The following is a 17,804-nucleotide window of genomic DNA, read 5'->3' on the forward strand; positions in this document are numbered from 1 at the left end:
TCCGAGCGCCGGAGTATACGGCTAGTATCGTCAGCTAAGTATGCAGCGAAACAAACGAATCGATCAAATCCGGGTCGAACGACGTACCCCGATGATCCCGAAGGAAGGAAAGCGCCTTTTCCGACGGCCATATTTCCTTGTACGGCCTTCTTGAAGTCAGGGCGTCATATACGTCCACGATGCTGACGACCCGGGCCTCCAGCGGAATGTCCGTCCCTTGAAGCTTGGAAGGATACCCCGTGCCGTCCCATTTCTCGTGATGGTGCAATATAATGTTTCTGGCTACGGACAACTGATCCTTGAAGAAACTGTCCTGCAGCTCGCTGTTGATTTTCTCCAAAATGTCTACGCCGATCAAAGGGTGCATTTCCACGATCAGCCGCTCGTAGCTGGTCAGGGGTCCGGGTTTGTACAGAATGCCTTCCGGAACGCCCGATTTGCCGATGTCGTGCATGATGCTGGAATGGATGACGCTCTGGATATAATCGTCCGAGAGCTTCGATTTCATCCGTTCGTTGTGTCGGTTCAGCAAGCTTTCGGAGTATTGCTGCACCCTCGTCAAATGATCCTCGATCGCCGGATCGCGGATTTCGCAGGAGATGGCCAATACTTTCAGCAGCACGCCTTGAATGTTGTTCCTCCGGTCTTCCGCGATGTAGATGCCTTCCTCCAGATGCTCCAGCTCCCGGAAAATGCCGACATAATAACAGCTCCCGTCGAATGTATAAGGGGTGATCGAGATGGAGGAATGCCACAGCTCGCCGTTGCTTTTTTTGTTGATGAAAATGCCGGACCAGCTCTCGCCTTTATCCAGCGCCTCGTGCATGCTTTTGTAGGTCGCTTTATTCGTATATTTGCTCTTGACGACACTCGCCTTGGCGCCGAGTATCGTATCGCGTCTATAGCCGGTAATATGTTCGTAGGCTGAATTTACATCCACGATGTAATGGCTGGAATCCGTGATGATAACGGCATCCGACAAGGTGAGGAATAAACGCAGCGATTCGTTCATCATTTCTTCCCCCGTAATCAATATGCAGGCAAAACTATCCATAGTTTATCATATTTCAGGTCCGGCATCATACCGAAATCCGATTCGGGCCTATCATAAGAAGCAGAAAGCTAACCCTGCCGGACGGAAGCTCCGGAATGACGTCTTATCCGCATGATCGATGGAATGGCAAGCACACGTTCCGAATAGACAATGCAAGTATCGGGCAATAATTGCGGCAAACGCCTCCGGCAAGCTCGGAGGCGTTTGCATCTGCATCTGTACGCCCGGCATGGGCGTCATTGCGATCGATTTCCAAGCGGCGGTCACTCGACTCTTCCTTTATATTTGCCGGTATGCATCAATCGGACGGTGACGTCGATCCGGTCCAACGAATGCTCGTCCAGAATGAACTCGCCGTCTTGGTGGTGCTCGTGCCAGACAGCCGGATATTTCCGGTACAACGTTTCGCCGAGCTGGAGGACGTCGACTTTGAGCTTCAGTCCTTTTTCGTACGTTGTCCGGATCTGGTGAGCGATTGCTTTGGCCGCCTCTTCCTCGATTTCTTTTTTGGTAATGTCCCGCGCCATTTCATCCAAATACGATTCGATCATCAGCCTTATACGGAAATATGCCTTTCCGTTCCGGATGAACGGTTCAATGCGGGGCTTCGGCTTGATCAGTATGATCACCGCGTCCGGATCGTCATTGTCGGGAATATTGATCGGAGAGCGCTCCAGCTTTTTCTGGACCCAGCGGTATCCTTCCAGATCTTCTTCCGACAGCCAGCCGATCATTTGCTGCTTGTGGAAATAGTAAGCGCCGTCGATTCTGAACATGGGCATCGCCTTCCGGTCCTCGCTCCAGGACTCCTTGTCGAGAGTGAGTGAGGGAAGCATCGCCGTTTGGGCCGGTTCATTGAATTGCGCGACGATTTTATAGCCGTACATCGGCAAAATGTAAGAACGCTGGGAATAAATTTGCGAAGGCGTATCCAGCAGCGTATCGAGCGGAGACAAATTCAACACCGATTTCTGGGTGAAAATGTCGCGCAGCGATTCCTTCGTGCCATACATCAGCACATTATACCGGATTTCCCTGTACCGGTTCACCATATCGTACGCCTCTCTGACCCGCTGACCGTTCTTCAAAAATGTTTCGGTACAGACGATCGATTTGACATGACCCCAGAAAATGCGCAATTGGGATGTGGAATAAATGTCGTTCATCGATTCGGTAACCGTCACTCCTTCGCCTTTCCCGATCCATACCGGAATGTTTTTGCCGACTTGGGCCGATTCGCTTTTGGCGACGTTGGAGAAGTTGAGCACTTGGACATAAGTCACATATTTGCCGTCCACATAATCGAAACCGAGGGCGGTGACATAGGCCATATTTTGAATATCCTTGGAATTCCAGCAGCCGCAGAGCAGCGCCGTCACGACCGATACGAGAACAAGGACGGCCGCCTTTCTCATGGGTCGTCCTTGCCTTTGTGGTCCGGATCGATCGGATGCAGCGCCTGCGGCCGGTTTTTCATTTTGCTCCAGGGCAGCCTCATGAATCCTTTGAACAGGTCCTTGAAGATGAATGGCGACAATGGCGCCAAGTAAGGGACGCCGAACGATTTCAGCCTGGACATGTAGAACAGGAGCAGAATCAAGCTGAGGAGCAGTCCGTACATGCCGATGATCGACGAGGCGATAAAAATGCCGAGCCGGATCACGCTCACCGATGTGCTCAACGTTTGGTTGACCAGCGTGACGCCCATCACCGCGGTAATGGCCCCGACGACGACTACGGATGGGGAAACGAGCCCCGCCCGGATAGCGGCATCGCCTATGACCAGTCCCCCGATAACGGTCAGCGTTTGGCCGATCGAGCTCGGGAGCCGGACTCCGGCCTCCCGGAATATTTCCATGAGCAGCAGCAGCAGGAACATTTCCATCTGGGCCGACAAGGGGAGGCCGATCCGGGCCACCGAGATCGTCGCCATGAGCCGGAACGGAATTTGATCCTGATGGAAGGCGGACAGCGCGACCCAGAAGCCGGGCAAGAGAAGCGACATCCAGAAGCTGAATATACGGATCAGCCGTGCAAACGAGACGTATTGAAAATTGAAATGGATGTCCTCCGGCGACTTCAAAATTAGCGCGAACGTGGCGGGTGCAATGAGCACCAGCGGATTTCCGTCGACGATCAGGACGAATCTGCCGGCAAGCAGGCCGCTGACCGCATAATCGGGACGGCCGGTAAAGTCGATGAGCGGAAACAAAGAATAGTTGACGTCGGATAGCGCTTCCTCCAGCTGGCCGATGCTGTAAATGCCGTCCACATCGATTTTGCCCAGTCTGGCGCGAATTTCCTTTAACGTGTCCGGAGACAAAATGTCCCGGATATACAGCAAGCCGATCTTCGTTCTCGTTCTTCTGCCGAGAATGGACGTTTCGCAGCATAACGTATTGCTGCGGATCCGTTTGCGGATCAGGGCGACGTTAACCGTCAAATCTTCCACGAATCCGTCCTTCGGTCCCTTGATCGAGATCTCGGTGGTCGATTCTTCGGGAGTCCGTTCCGGCCTCCTGCTAATATTGAGCTTGTACAGGGCATTCGTTTCCAGGAAGGCAATGACTAGATCTCCTTGAAATACCGCATCCATTATTTGCTCTTCCGACGTGTCTTCTTCAAGAGCGTCGAGCGGCAGCGCGCCGTAGACGCGACAATGCCGAAGGTGCTCAAAGCCGTTTGCCTCATAGGCGCGGTTCAGCTCGGGGAGTACGACTTTCCCGATCAGCGAGCTGTCGCACAATCCCTCGGAATAAATCATGAGCAGCACCGAGGAAGGGTCATGCTCCGCGAAACGGTAATGCTGCATGTGCACATCGGAGCATCGCTCGAACAAAAGGCGCAGCCTCTGTTCCGTCCAAGCCTGCGCACACTCAAGCTTGCGTTCCTTCATGTCGTTCCTTTCCCTCCCCGGGCGGTTTGGCGAACCATGCGATGACGGCCCATGCCAATGTAATGAATAACGTCACGAACAAGGAAACGGGGAAATAAAGCTGGTACATCCATAAATAAAACGTATTTTGATCGCTGATCAGTATAGACAGAACGACAAAGCTGAGCGAAATCGCCACGACGGTCCATTTCCGCGACCTCGGCTTCCGGAGAGGAAGCAGGTCGACGAGCAAATATTGGGAGAGACTGATCCTGACGGTCGCCCCGGCCAGCCATTGATAGACCGACAGGAAATCGACATGCTCGATATAGTTGCCCAGTTTGACTAGACGCCACTGCTCGTATGGAGATACCATCTGCTTGGCCGCTTCCTTGGGACCGAATTCGGTAATCGCCCCGATAAGCGGGCCAAGCGTAATATAGACGAGTACGACGCCCAACAGCGTCATTTGCCACACCCGGACTTTCGATTTCAGACGGTGCTGCAGCAGCAGCAGAAGGGCGATTTCCACGAAGGCTCCCCCGGCGTAAACCATCCCCCTGAACGCGGGATACCAGCCGTTCTCCAGGAAAGGTCTCATGAGGGCAAAATCCTTCTCCGAAGTATTGGCTATCGCCACGAAATAGCCGAGAATGACTACGGTCGGGAGCAGAATACCCGCCCCGATCGCGATCGTGCGAAGCCCATGCTTGGCCAAATAATGGCAGACGAGAACCAAGGCGACAATCAGTACGTATTGGGGGGTGGCCGGCAAATAGTTCGTCACGGTCCAGATCGTCGTATGGATAACCGTCATGCTCCCGATCATATACAGCTGTAGGCAGATCGGCACGAGAAGCAGCCACGCCACGACCGGGTTCGTTTGCTTGGCGAGCCAGTCCTGCAGCTTTTGCCGGCCCGATTTTTTCATAATATAAACAAGGAGGCCGCACCAAGGAATGTACAACGCCGATGTCAGCAGGACCGATATCCAGGCATCCCTTCCGGATGAATCGAGCAGCAAAGGGTTCGCGATGACATGACTCGTGAGACCGTTGAACAGCATCATGACCATAAACGCTTGGGTGAAGCTGATCTTACCGATAGAATTCCCATTCGATTGTCCCATATCGTTTTCCCATCTGCGGCAATGAAGTTATGGCGGCGCGACAAGCGTCATTTTGTACCATTTCCTTTATTCGGCAAGGCTATGCATGGAAATTGAAGCAAGCTTTGCCGTTTGCGAACGGGCGTTTCCCGCATGACCGGCCTGAGCGATTCGACAGCCGCCATATTGCGGACTATAGCAAAAAAACATAAATTTTTTCAATAAAGTTACGTAGAGTCGGGTAAAGTTTATCTGCTATAGTGTAAATGTAAAGCGGTTGTAAGCAAGTGGAAGGAGGCAATATCAATGCCGAATGTGTAGCTATGCGCCAAGGAGGCAGGCCTGTTGCCTTCGGAGAAGCATGATGCCCGCAGACGAATACATTCGAAGGGGAAAGCGCTTTATTGCAAGCTGAACGACTATGTACCTTCCAGGAGGAGAGTCAGATGAGAAGGAGTAAAACGATAACCGCTTTAACCTTGCTTGCCGCGATTGCGGTGGTGACGGGATGCGGGGGAAACAAACCGGGAGCCGGCGGCGAAAATGGCCAATCCGCAGATGCTTCCAAAAAACCGGTCGTCAATACGAGTCCGGCGACGCTGAAGCTGTATTTGTCCAACAGCTCGCTGAGCGATCAGGATGTAATAACGCTTATCGAGGAACCGGTGAAAAAACTATATCCTCATATCAGCGTTGAAACGGTCAGAAACGGGAAAGGAACGACGATCGAAGAACTGCTCGCTACGGGCCAAACGCCGGATATTTTCTATACGAACATCGCGGATATCGGCAAATACAAGAGGTACGGCCTATTGGGCGACATTACCCCGTTGCTGAAAACGAATGGGGTGGACTTGAGCCGCTTCGATCCGCAAATGCTTGCCGGCGCTTCGTCGGAGCAGGGAGAAGTGTACGGATTGCCTTTTTTTGCTCACTTCAACGCCAATTACTACAACAAAGCGATTTTCGACAAGTTCGGCACTCCTTATCCGCAGGACGGCATGACATGGGAGGATGTCATCGAGCTGGCCAAGAAAGTGTCTCGCGTGGACAGCGGAGTGACGTACAGGGGGCTTGATCCCGATACGATCGCCCGTCTGGCGATGCCATTGGCGATTACGCTCGTCGATCCCAAGACGAACAAGGCGACGGTCAATTCGGACGGATGGCGGACCGTATTTACGTTGGCCAAAGAAATTTGGAGCATCCCGAATAACAAGCCGGATAAGCTGAACAGCTTTCAAGCCCGGAACTGGTTTATGCAAGATCAAAATATAGCGATGCTGCCCTACAACAATTTATTGAATATCGGACTGGAAGAGGCGACGAAAAACGGATTGAACTGGGACTTGGTTCAATATCCGAGCTATAAGGGGAAGCCGAACCTGTATGCGTTCGTCGATGCGCAAATATTCTCCATTTCCCAAACGAGCAAATACAAGGAACAGGCGGCGCAATTGCTGAGCGTCGTGACCTCGAACGAGGTTCAACTGAAGAGCGCCCGAACGACGGCCCGATTCTCCTCGCTGAAAGATCCCGCGATGAAGGAAGCGCTGGGAGCGGATATGCCGTTTTTGAAGGGGAAAAACCTGAAGTCCATTTTCAAAAGCACCGCGCCGGCCGCTCCCGCATTCTCGCCTTATGATTCTTCGGATGTACGAAATATCTCGTTCAAAAGCTTCGAAGAATATATGAAGGGCAAGGATCTGAACACCGCTTTAAGAGAGGCGGAAGAAAAAATCAATCAATGGATCGAAACCAACAAGATGAAATAAACCAAGCTGAATCTACCGCATTTGAAAGCGCTCTCTCAAGGTCCGGGAAAGGGGTTTCCGCGAATGAATCAGGCATGGAAGAGGCAATATGCACACTATTTGCGTATAAGCTTGGTATTCGGCCTGCTGCTGCAGACGTTCGGTTTCGTCTCTGCAGCGGAGGCAGAGGAGGGCGGTTCGGGATCGTCCGCGCCGGCCGTCAGCATTACCTTCGACGTGTATTCGGATATTTCCGAGGCGAACCTGGCCCTCGGCGGCGGATCGTCCGTTCTCAGTCTGGATTCCGCCGTTTACCGCGGCGATACCGGGAAAAGCGTCAAAATCAGCGGACGGACGCAACTGTATAACCGGGTAAAAATACCGCACGCTTTCGACGGTCTCGATATGCAGGCGGGCAAGCATTACAATATCTCCATGTGGGCCAAGGTCGGCGCGGGCAGCAGCGTGACAAACGGATATTTCTACCTGTCCGTCGTGACTTATCCGGGTACCCGCGGCCCTTCAGACCCGCCTTATTATTCCGATTCGGCCAATTATAAATTTCTGGTCGGCCAGGACGGGTGGACGAAGATTACGCTCCCGTATATGACGACCGGCAGCACGGTGTACGGGATTGCCGTAGAGCAGATCGCTTCCGGCAGCTGGACCGGAACGGTGCCGGTGCTCAATATCGACGATGTGGAGATCGTTGAAGTGCCGCCGCCGACGTCGAAGCTCATTACGTTCGATAATGCCGCAAGCTGGCAACAGGCGAATATTGGAGTCGGCGGCGGACAGCCGACGTGGAATTTGTCTCTGGACAATACGGTCGTGCACGGCGTATATGGCGGCAAAAGCCTTCATGTTGGCGGACGGACCCAGCTCTTCCACCGGATCAAAATCAATGATGCGTTCACGGGGCTCGATGTCACCCCGGGAACCCAGTACGACGTGTCACTATATGCGAGAGTAGGCGCGGCCAGTCCCGTAAAAGCCGGATACTTCTTTATTTCCGTCATCGATATCGACGGCACCTTGTCCGGCAGCATATCCTACTATAACGACAGGGCGAACTATCGGACCTTGGTCACCGATCAGGATTGGATCAAAATTACGCTGCCCTATACGGTCGGGGTCGATCCCCTGTACGGAATTGCCGTCGAGCAGATGTCGCTTCCCGGATACGCCGGAGTTGTCGGCGATGTGTACTTCGACGATGTAGAGCTCGTGAAAACCGGGTTTACGACGGAAATCCCGCCGTCGAGAATCCCGCCCAAAGAGATGCAGATTGTCGTAGACGACAAGCCGGTCGTCTTCCTGAACGCCAAGCCCGAAGTCAAGAACGATATCCCGTTCCTGCAATTGCCCAAAACGTTCTCCGCTTTGAGAGCGGATGTGACCTGGGATGCGCTGACGCAAACGGCGACCGCCGTGAAAAATGGAAGAACGAGCGCGATTGCCGCCGGCGAGTCGTCTGCCCAAGTAAACGGCGCGACAGTCGCTCTGGACGCTCCGCCTTACTTGAAGGACGGGGTGCTGATGGTGCCGGCATCATTCGTCGCGGATGCGCTGGAAGCAACGGTTTCGTGGGATGCGGAACAAAAAGTGGTGACGATCGAATCCAAGAAGGTCAATGTCATCGAGGTGGATACAAGCGAGGTTCAGCAAGAAATATGGGGATTCGGGGCAACGGCCAACGGTCCGGTTCACGATTTGATGAATATCGATACGCCGACCCGACAGATGCTCCTCGATTTATTGTTCGGTATGGAGGATGACCAAGCCGGTCTCTCGATCGTCAGACTGGAAGTGAACCCGTTTAAGAAGGACGATCCCGATCCGGGCAATGCTCTGCAAGCGACGATATTGCCGGCGCCGGGAGTATGGGACTTCGATACGGATCAGCATCAGAGGTGGTTCGCCGATGAGGCCGTCAGCCGTTATCCGTCCATGCGCTTCGCCGCTTCGGTGTGGAGCCCGCCAGCCTGGATGAAGGACAACGGGTCCGAGATTCGCGGAGGACATCTGAAGCCGGAGCACTATGACGACTTTGCGGAGTACTTGTTGACATGGGCCAAAACATATAAGGAAGATTACGGGTACGATTTACGCTGGCTAAGCATCCAAAATGAGCCCGAAGCGTTGATGGACTACGCCTCGGCGATTTATACGGGGCAAGAGCTGAGCAGCGTGGTGTCTGCCGTATACGACGCCTTCGAGACCGATGGAATCGATGTGGGGTTGGGCGCTCCCGAAGGCGGACATCTGGGCTCGACGTGGAAATTACTGAATCAGATGGACCCGGCGGCAGTGCAAAAGCTGGATTATATCGGTACCCACTTTTACACGTGGAATACGTACGACGCATATAATTACGATTTGCGCTCGTTCAACAAACCGCTGTTTATGATGGAATACAGCATGCAGCCACCGAACGATCCCCTGATGAACGGGGCTATCGAGGTCGCCGACCAAATCAATGCCGCGCTGGAGCAAGGATATAGCTCGTACCTGTACTGGCTGTTTGTAACGAAGCCTACGGCGGAGACCTCCTCCTCCCGGCGGGAAGCTTTGGTCAATTTGACGCTTGACGGCAACTATGTCGTGAACAAGCGGCTGTATGCGATGGGGCAGTTCAGCCGGTTCATCCGTCCGGGGGATTACAACTTGAAGGCGGAAAGCGGCAACAGCAACGTAACCGTAACGGCGGCCAAAAATACGACAACCGGCAAAGCGGTGCTCGTGGCGGCCAACCGCTCCACGGAACCGGTAACGGTAACGATTAACGGGATGTCCGGACCGGCTGTCTCGGTATACCGGACGAGCGACACGGAAAATATTGCCTCGATCGGGAGCTACGCGACGGGCGGCGGCAGCTTTACCTACACGCTTGCGCCGAAAAGCGTGACTACTTTCGTCGAGTAGGTACTGCCGGACGGAAACGAGAAAGTGACTGCCGATCATACGGCAGTCTTTTTCTCGTATTTGAACCCCACGTTTGGAATGGGGTTCCGTGCCGATCGGAGGGGCAGGACGCGATTCCTCCGCGGCTACTCCTGACGGACATAACGCTTGCGGAAATCTTTTGGCGTAAATCCGCTCTTTTCTTTAAACATTTTGTCGAAGTAATTAATGTTGCAAAACCCGCAAAGCTCGGCAATTTCCGAAATGGACCTTTCCTCGTCGAGCAGCAGCCGCTTGGCATGATCGATGCGCAGCTGGATCAAATATTGAACGGGAGGCAGCCCGAAAACCTTTTTGAACAGGCTTGAAAAATAATAAAGGCTCATATTCACATTTTTACAAACTTCCTCCATATATACTTTCTCGGCGAGATGCTCTTCCATATAGTCGATGGCCGGCTTCAGCCGCATGTATTGGTTTGCATACTGGTGGGGAGGGTTGCTGTTCAAATCTTGCTGGTATAACCGCAGCATGGGGACGATGATCCTGTACAGGCAAGAGAGAATGCTGTATTCGTGCCCCACTTGTTCCCGCGTGAACTCCTGGTAAGCCTTCTCCATCTCGACATTCAGTTCCGTCCACAGCGGATGGGACTCGGCATACCGGTTGGCAACCTTGTTCGATCTGAGAAAAAGGGACAGCAAGTGCCGGATTTCCAAGTTTTCCAATGTATACAACAGCGCTTTATCGAACACCATCCCTTGAATGACGCCGTTGACTCCGGGATAAGATATGACGGAATGAATTTGGCAGCTGTTGATAAAATAAATTTCGCCGGTTTCGGCGGTAAAGCTATGCTGATCGATTTGGATCTGAACCGGACCTTGTACGATTTTGATCAGCTCAAAATGCTCATGCCAATGGGAAGCCACCAAAATATTGCGGTCCCGCTGCATGCTCATTTTGAACGGAAAACGCTTTCCTTCAAACGTCTCGATCTTCTTGTTTGCCGCAGCAAGCATGGCATGACCCCCTCTCGCGAGCTACAGGCTGCATTCTTATATTATATCACGAAATTGCCGGCGTTCTATGCGCCCGCATGCTGAAATTTCAATCCCGCTCGCATGAAAAAACCTTCGAAGCCGCCGGAGAAGCGGAATCGAAGGTTTTGCGCCGTCAAGCTTTGACGTGCGGATGGGAAAGGCGTTCGAATCGTAAACTTTTGCAGTTTTACGAGGAATGCGTCCGCCTCTCCGAAGTCGGCCTGAGGCCATGCACGATCAGCAGCTGCCGCCGATTCCGGGCAGCGCTTTGATTTGAATCCCGTGAGGGGTGGCGCCTACCTTGATGCGCTCCACGATTTGCCGCGTTTGCGTATCGATGACGGCTACCTCGTTGGAACCGCTGAGCGTGACGTATGCTTTCGTTTGCTGCCGGTTATAGGAAATGTGTCTGGCACCGGCCAGGTCGTTGATCGTCTGGATCGGCTTGCCGGTCGCCAAATCGACGAATGTGGCGGCGTTTCCTTCCATGGAGGTGACGACCGCGCTTAGACCGTCCTCGGCGATGACGACGTCGGTCGCGCCGGCGGCGACGGCGATTTTCGATTCGAGCTTGCCGTCCTGCGTATTATAGATTTCCAACGTCCCGTCGCCGGCACTCGGCACGAACAGCTTCTTGCCGTCGTCGCTTACTTTGACCGCGCGTGGCGTCTTGCCGGTCGGGATGGTCAGAACGGTCTGCTTCGTCTTCACATTGACGACATATACTTTGTTGTTCTCGTGATCGCTGACGTACAGCTTGTCTCCGAACAAGCTTAAGTAGTTCGTCTTGGCTCCGGTCCCGAGATCGATCGTACCGGCTTCCTTGCCTTCCTTCGTGTCTACGAGATAGATGAACTGGTCGGCTACGGCCGCCACGTACAGCGTCTTGTTGTCCGGAGACAGCGCGAGGCCGTGCGGCATCGGGCCGACGGGTACTTCCTTCGTAACCTTGAGCGTCTGCGTATTGATAATGGAGACCGTGCTGCTGTTCATATTGGCCGCGTACGCTTCGCGCATCGTGCTGGAAAATACGACGGTCGAGGGAGCCTCGGACAGCTTGACCGTTCCGACGACTTTCCCGGTAGGGACGTCGATGACGGACAGATTGTTTTCCTTCTCGCTCGGCACGTAAAATTGGACGGCCGTCAATTTGCCCGCATCGGTTTGTACCGTTGCCGACGCTTCGCCCGTTTTGCCGCCGCCGGCCGCAAGCCGCGCCTTGGCCTGTTCTTTCGTCTCCATGGCGCAGCCGCCTAGCAATATCGATACTATCAAAGCCGCCGCCGCCATTTTTTTCTTGTGTCTCATCTTGTACTCTCCTGCCCCGTTCTCGTTGGTATGTCCGAAAAATTAAACCTTGTAAATCACTAGGGATAGATGTATTATACAGTGGAACTCATATTTGTGGCAAGACGCTTACGACACGGAGGGGAGAAAGATAGTTATGAAAAGCAAATTGGCACTTATTTCCTTGGTTCTTCTGGCAGGGATTACGGCCGCCTGCGGCAACAAGCCCGAGAGCAGTCCGACGAACGCGTCCGGAGGCGCGAGCGGCAATAAACCGGTACAAGAGGCGAAGGCGCCCGATACGTACCCGAATGCGCAACTGCTCGCCGACGTAAAGTGGGTCGAGGACAACATCAAGGACGGCAAGGTGAAAATTATCGACGCCCGTTCGAAGGGCTACGAGCAAGGACATATTCCGGGAGCGGTCTCGATCAACTCGGGTCTGCTGAAAGATTCCAAAAACCAGACGATCATTTCTAAGGAAGCTTTTACGGAGCTGTTCCAGAAAGCCGGCATCAACAGCGACACGACCGTGCTCGTCTACGACGAAGGCGGCGCCGGCAACGGCGCGACGCGCATTTTCTACGGACTGGAATATTACGGCTTGAAAGATAAAGTGAAAGTATTGAACGGCGGCTATTTGGCTTGGACGAACGCCGGCAAAGAAGTATCGACCGATACGCCGACCGTGGCCAAAGGAAACTTCACGGCTCAGCCGAATGAAAACCTGATCACGACGAAAGCCCAACTGCTGTCCGCCAATTTGGCGCAGTGCACGCTGCTCGACACGCGTTCCAGTAAGGAATATACTGGAGAAGACCTGCGCGGCAACAAGAACGGTGGCCACGTGAACGGTGCGATCAATACGGAGTGGAGCGAAGCGATTGACCAAAACCCGACAGACGGGGTGCCGAAATTCAAAAGCTTCAAAGATTTGAACGCGATCTATACGAAGGCCGGAGTAACCGATAAGGACAAGACGATTATTCCGTATTGCCAGACGAATATTCGCGGCGCGCATTCCTATTTTACACTACGTCTGCTCGGATTTAAAGATGTTCGCCCTTATGAAGGCTCCATGGCGGAATGGGCCAATAGCGACGACGCTCCATTGGTGAAATAAAGGAGGATTGCCGGCATGGCAGAGCGGATCGAGAACATTTCCCACCTGGATTGGCGGGAGCTGAAGGAAGCGTTGGAGGATACAGGCCGGGCGGCGATCGTAATCGACGTCCGGGAGCCGGAGGAATACGAGGAAGCGCATATTTCCGGCCTGCCGCTCATTCCGATGGGCGACATTATCGATTGGACGGAGCGGCTTGACCCCGAGCGGGAGTACGTATTCGTCTGCAGAAGCGGACGGAGAAGCTTCGAGGTCGCCAAATATTTTCAGAACAACGGCTTTGCCAATGTGCACAATTTTGCCGGAGGCATGTTAAGCTGGGCAGGGGAAGGAAATGCGACGGAAGCCGGCCCAGCCGAGCCGATCGATAGCTACGGACTGGACAAAACGGAAGGGGAGAACAACCAATGAGCCTCAACGAACAGCAGCTTCTCGAATTGAAACCGGATCATGTCGTAGACGCGATCGGCGAAGTTTGCCCTCACACGCTCAATCTGGCTTTGGCCGGTTTGAAGAAGGCGAAGCCCGGGGAAATCGTCGTGGAGATTACCGACCACAGCATCGCGACGAAGACGATTCCGGCCGCGGTCAAAATGAATAAAATCGGAGAATTTTTGGGTGTCGCGAAAAAAGGCGGCCAATATCACATCTTCGTCAAGAAATCATAAAGCTCATAAGGATGGTTGGCAGTAATGGCTTACACATGGGACGTCTTTTTGCTGGCTGCTTTCTTCGGCTTTGCATACGGCTTTTTGCTGCAAAAGGCGGATTTTTGTTTTGTCGCTTCGATACGCGACTGGATCAGCGTCCGGGACACGCGCATTTTGAACGGCGTGCTCGTCCTCATGGCTACGGCGCTGCTCGGATGGGCGATCGTGCTTACGACCGGCGCCAAAGGGATCGCGGACGTATGGACCGTGCCGATCGGCGGAGCGAACCTGCTCGGCGGATTGTTGTTCGGCATCGGGATGACCATTGCCGGCGGCTGCGGATCCGGTACTTTGTACCGGTGCGGAATGGGCTATGTGCAGTTTTGGATCGTGCTCGTATTTGCGATCGCCGGCAATCTGTTGTTCGCGCTCGTGTATGATCCGTGGGGACGCGACGTCATCGAACCGATGACGGTGGTAGATTCCGGGTATTCGCTGTACAGTCTGCCGCTGCCGGTTTACGCGATTCCTATCGCGATCGTCCTCGTCATGGTCGGAATCGCCATCGCCCGCTTCGGGGTCCGCGGCTTCGCCCAAGGGTTCAAGAGCGCCCTGACGGATTGGGAGGGCAACCCGTTCAAGCAGTCGCACTGGGATATCCGCCTCGTCGCGTTCCTGATCGGCGTCGTCGCTACCGTCCAATTCGCGCTAATGTCCAACGTCGGCATCACCGGCCCGGAGACGCGCATCGGAGCGGTTGCGGTCGCCCAGCTGTTCGGAGACGACTTCGTATTCAACAATACGTATTTGAACGCATTGTTCGCCGATTTTCCGAAAGTCGGGCTCGGACCGGAGGAAACGCTCGTTATTTTCCTCGTCATCGGCTCGATGTCCGCCGCTTTGCTGAGCGGGAGCTTCAAGCTGCGCTACCCGCGCAGATCCCGTCTGCCTGCCGCCATCTTCGGCGGATTGCTGATGGGCGTCTCGTCCCGGATCGCGCCGGGCTGCAATATCGCCAATGTCATTACCGGCGTAGGCGGCCTGTCGATCAGCAGCGTGCTCGTGCTGATCGGGATGATCGCCGGTATATTCATCGTCGTGGCGTACGTGTTCAAAATGCCGCTGATGCTGTTTCAGAAGGACGATTCGTTCGGCGCATAAGCTCGAATAAGCAATAAAGTTCCCCGGATGCGGTGCATTCGGGGATTTTTGTCGTCCTTGCCGTTCAAAAATCGGAGAATTATCCAAATAGTCATAGTACGGTTCATTGTGCAACGAGGCGTATGGCACTAAGCTAAATATAGGCAATATTGAAGGATTTGACTGTGTGCGGAATGAGGAGGAAGGAACAGATGAGCGAGGTACGGAGGAAGGAACGCGATCTTCAACGGGTTACGCTGGAAATGAGCCTGAAGCCCTTTAAAAGCATGGAGCCGCAGGCGATAGAGGCCGTGTGCGCGGAGGTGCTCCGGCAATGGCAGCCGTTGGTCGGTATGGCGGATAGTTGCTCCATGCTGCTGTGGATAGCGGACGGCAGCGAAATTTTGACATGGGACGGCGATTTGCGGCGGGAAATCGAATGGGCGCGCTACATCGGGTTCGCCAATGAAGAATGCTTCGGACATATAAAGGATCGCAGCGATCCGAAAATCGCGATCCCGTATATCGAGAATCCGGCCCGAATCACCTATGGGGATTTGCAAACGATCGTCGCAACCTTCAAACGGATCGCCGCGGAACGATACGGCGCCCGCATGGAAGTAGGCGCGACCTTTGACGCGGGCCCGGAATTCGCCTATTCCGATTTCAAATACAAGCTGCACCCCGAAATCAATCGCGCCGAGCTGGGCGGGCAATTTATATCGCTCAAAGCCGATTATACGGTCGTATGCAGCTGGTCCAGCCTGAGGGCGGACGATGTCCGTTATGCCGCTTATCCGGACGGCATTCCCGAAGGCACGCCTTTCGGACAGTTTCTTGGCCGGCAGTGCGCCAGCTTCTTGCCCACGCTCGGCTTCGATTATATTTGGTTTTCCAACGGTTTTGCGCTGTCCTACTTTCCATGGACGTATTTGGGCGCCAATTATAACGGGACGCAGCTGCCGCTCGCCGATTACCGCGAGCTGGCGGACAAAATGATGTCGTTCTGGGACGCGTTCAAGCGGGAATGCCCGGACTACCGGACGGAGCTGCGCGGAACGAATTACGGCACAGGGATGGATTTGGCCAAAGACTGCATCCCGATGCTTGCGCTTTACGACAAAAAGTATATCGAGCTTCCTCCGCCGAATTCGCCATGGGGAGCGCTTAACTTCGACTTTGGCCTGGAGATGACGGGTTACATGTCGCGGATCGCGCATTTGCCGGGTAAAACATACCCGTACCGGTTTTATGCCAACGACCCGTGGTTTTGGCAAAATCCGTGGCGGGATTTGTACGACCGAGAGCCGCACGACATTTATTGTCCGTTATCCGCTGCCCGCGTAAATGCGGAGGGACTTCTGGAAAGCCCCGGTATCGTAGAAATATTGACAATCGATACGGAAAAGGGGGAGCTGCTGGAGGACTGCCCGATGGAGATCGTACCGCATATCAAACGGGCCTTCAAGGATGCGCCGGATGAGCCGGGGCTGCTGACATGGGTATATCCGTTCCGCGAGCTGCACGAGACGATGGCCGAATCGTCCGGGAATGCGCCTGACGCCTTTTTCAACGATTGGTTCGTCCGCCATGCCATTAATCAAGGGCTGCCGGTCAATACCGTGCTCAGTACGGACAATTTGTACGCCATGGAGGCTTCGGCCATCCGCAAGCTCGCGGATACGATCTTGTTTACGTCGGCGTTTTGGGTGAAGGGAAAGCCGGCGCAGCTTATCGCGGACTATGTGCGGGGCGGGGGCAAGGTGTTGCTGTACGGCGCCGTCGAAGATCCTTTGCTGCTGGAGCTGTTGAATCTGGACATGTCGCACGGTCTGGAGGGCGACTTTGCGTTAAGCGTGAATTTGCCGGAGGATACGATCGCGATGGAGGCGGAGAACGAGAAGACGGAGTGCCATTCGCTCCGGCACGAGCCCCTATTGTCCGGCGGGGGGCTGCGCGAAGTCGTCCGCGATTCGGCCGATCCTTACACGGCGATAGGTGCCGTGGCCACTCAGAACGGGCAGGAACGCGCATTTGCGGTCAGCAGATCGGCACCCGAGTGGAGCGGCGGACGGATCGGCTGGATACGGGGCTCGCTGCCGATCAAGCCCGCAGGCGTAACGCATTTGCCTAGACGGCAGGAGCCGGAGTTTACGGACTCCTCGGTCATCGCCCGATATATGCTCGCCCATTTCGGCTACACGCTATTGCAGTCGAAGCACGAGCGCAATGCCAGCTCTGCGCTGTCTTTCGTTTCCAGGCACGACAATGCGTATCTGTTCACGGGCTGCAAGCAGGACACTTCGGTATCGCTGCGGATGCGTTTCCCGGATGGCGTACCCGTCATTACGGGGCAGACCGCTGTTATGGGCGTCGGAGCCTCGACGGTAGCGTTCGATCGTACGTTCCATGACGAGTGCCGCGTCTTCGTGAACCAGTCGGAGTCGTCCCGCGTAACGTGCCGGGAAAATCAGCCGTTCCCGACGCCGAGCAAGCGTGCCGTTCGCCAAATTACGGTATCCAATCTGCGCAGCGCGGACGTGACGATATATCCGCCGCTCGCGGCTTTGCGGTCCGGGAGAGTGGAAGTGAAGAACGGCAATACGTATTTGGACCTGTCCGGAAACGGATCGGATAACCGGATCCGGTTAAGCGAAATTACCGGAACGATCGATATTTCCTGGTAATCCATACCGCGATGCTGTTGCTTCACGGCAAAACCGCTCGTTTCCCATTGTGGGGAACGGGCGGTTTTTATATTTTCCCGTGTCCGTTTAATTTTGTATACAATCGGATTTAAAAGAAGGCATTTCAAAACGGCGGCCGGTTCTTTATGATGGAGGTAAGCATCCGGGATGGCAGCGCG

Annotated in this window: 13 protein-coding genes; 7 read left to right on the forward strand and 6 right to left on the reverse strand. The window is 54.3% G+C overall.

Features of this window, described 5'->3' with window-relative positions; genetic code table 11:
* Positions 1 to 34: 34 nt before the first annotated feature.
* The 4 genes from FE784_RS23075 to FE784_RS23090 form a co-directional block, all read right to left on the reverse strand.
* Positions 35 to 1,012, reverse strand: a complete 978-nt coding sequence (locus tag FE784_RS23075; RefSeq protein WP_139604645.1) for an HD domain-containing phosphohydrolase — start codon at positions 1,010 to 1,012, stop codon at positions 35 to 37.
* 305 nt (positions 1,013 to 1,317) lie between these two features.
* Positions 1,318 to 2,469, reverse strand: a complete 1,152-nt coding sequence (locus tag FE784_RS23080) for a Ger(x)C family spore germination protein (RefSeq protein ID WP_139604611.1) — start codon at positions 2,467 to 2,469, stop codon at positions 1,318 to 1,320.
* Positions 2,466 to 3,950 (reverse strand): spore germination protein, encoded by a 1,485-nt coding sequence (locus tag FE784_RS23085; RefSeq protein ID WP_139604612.1) that lies wholly within the window; start codon positions 3,948 to 3,950, stop codon positions 2,466 to 2,468. The genes FE784_RS23080 and FE784_RS23085 overlap by 4 nt, the downstream gene beginning before the upstream one ends.
* Complete coding sequence (locus FE784_RS23090; RefSeq protein WP_139604613.1) at positions 3,931 to 5,058, reverse strand: GerAB/ArcD/ProY family transporter; 1,128 nt, start codon at positions 5,056 to 5,058, stop codon at positions 3,931 to 3,933. Before FE784_RS23090 ends, FE784_RS23085 begins: the two co-directional genes overlap by 20 nt.
* Before the next feature lie 425 nt (positions 5,059 to 5,483).
* Between FE784_RS23090 and FE784_RS23095 the strand changes: the two genes are divergently transcribed.
* Positions 5,484 to 6,812: an ABC transporter substrate-binding protein gene (locus tag FE784_RS23095; protein WP_139604614.1), complete on the forward strand. Its 1,329-nt coding sequence runs from the start codon at positions 5,484 to 5,486 to the stop codon at positions 6,810 to 6,812.
* 63 nt (positions 6,813 to 6,875) lie between these two features.
* Positions 6,876 to 9,716, forward strand: a complete 2,841-nt coding sequence (locus tag FE784_RS23100; RefSeq protein WP_139604615.1) for a stalk domain-containing protein — start codon at positions 6,876 to 6,878, stop codon at positions 9,714 to 9,716.
* Positions 9,717 to 9,841: 125 nt separating this feature from the next.
* Here FE784_RS23100 and FE784_RS23105 read toward each other — a convergent pair whose 3' ends face one another.
* Positions 9,842 to 10,717 carry an AraC family transcriptional regulator gene (locus FE784_RS23105; protein ID WP_139604616.1) on the reverse strand — a complete coding sequence of 292 codons (876 nt, stop codon included), beginning with the start codon at positions 10,715 to 10,717 and terminating at the stop codon, positions 9,842 to 9,844.
* Between the two features lie 258 nt (positions 10,718 to 10,975).
* Complete coding sequence (locus FE784_RS23110; protein ID WP_139604617.1) at positions 10,976 to 12,046, reverse strand: beta-propeller fold lactonase family protein; 1,071 nt, start codon at positions 12,044 to 12,046, stop codon at positions 10,976 to 10,978.
* Between the two features lie 136 nt (positions 12,047 to 12,182).
* On the opposite strand from FE784_RS23110, the gene FE784_RS23115 reads away from it, so the two are divergent.
* From FE784_RS23115 to FE784_RS23135, 5 genes are all read left to right on the forward strand, one after another.
* Positions 12,183 to 13,148 carry a sulfurtransferase gene (locus tag FE784_RS23115; protein WP_139604618.1) on the forward strand — a complete coding sequence of 322 codons (966 nt, stop codon included), beginning with the start codon at positions 12,183 to 12,185 and terminating at the stop codon, positions 13,146 to 13,148.
* 15 nt (positions 13,149 to 13,163) lie between these two features.
* Positions 13,164 to 13,559: a rhodanese-like domain-containing protein gene (locus FE784_RS23120; protein WP_139604619.1), complete on the forward strand. Its 396-nt coding sequence runs from the start codon at positions 13,164 to 13,166 to the stop codon at positions 13,557 to 13,559.
* A complete protein-coding gene (locus tag FE784_RS23125; protein ID WP_139604620.1) occupies positions 13,556 to 13,816 on the forward strand; it encodes a sulfurtransferase TusA family protein in 261 nt (86 codons plus the stop codon). Before FE784_RS23120 ends, FE784_RS23125 begins: the two co-directional genes overlap by 4 nt.
* Before the next feature lie 24 nt (positions 13,817 to 13,840).
* Complete coding sequence (locus tag FE784_RS23130; protein ID WP_139604621.1) at positions 13,841 to 14,959, forward strand: YeeE/YedE family protein; 1,119 nt, start codon at positions 13,841 to 13,843, stop codon at positions 14,957 to 14,959.
* Between the two features lie 191 nt (positions 14,960 to 15,150).
* Positions 15,151 to 17,625, forward strand: a complete 2,475-nt coding sequence (locus FE784_RS23135; RefSeq protein ID WP_139604622.1) for a hypothetical protein — start codon at positions 15,151 to 15,153, stop codon at positions 17,623 to 17,625.
* The last annotated feature ends 179 nt before the right edge of the window (positions 17,626 to 17,804 follow it).

Origin of the sequence: Paenibacillus hemerocallicola, assembly GCF_006265175.1 — a bacterium.
Lineage (GTDB): Bacteria > Bacillota > Bacilli > Paenibacillales > NBRC-103111 > Paenibacillus_AB > Paenibacillus_AB hemerocallicola.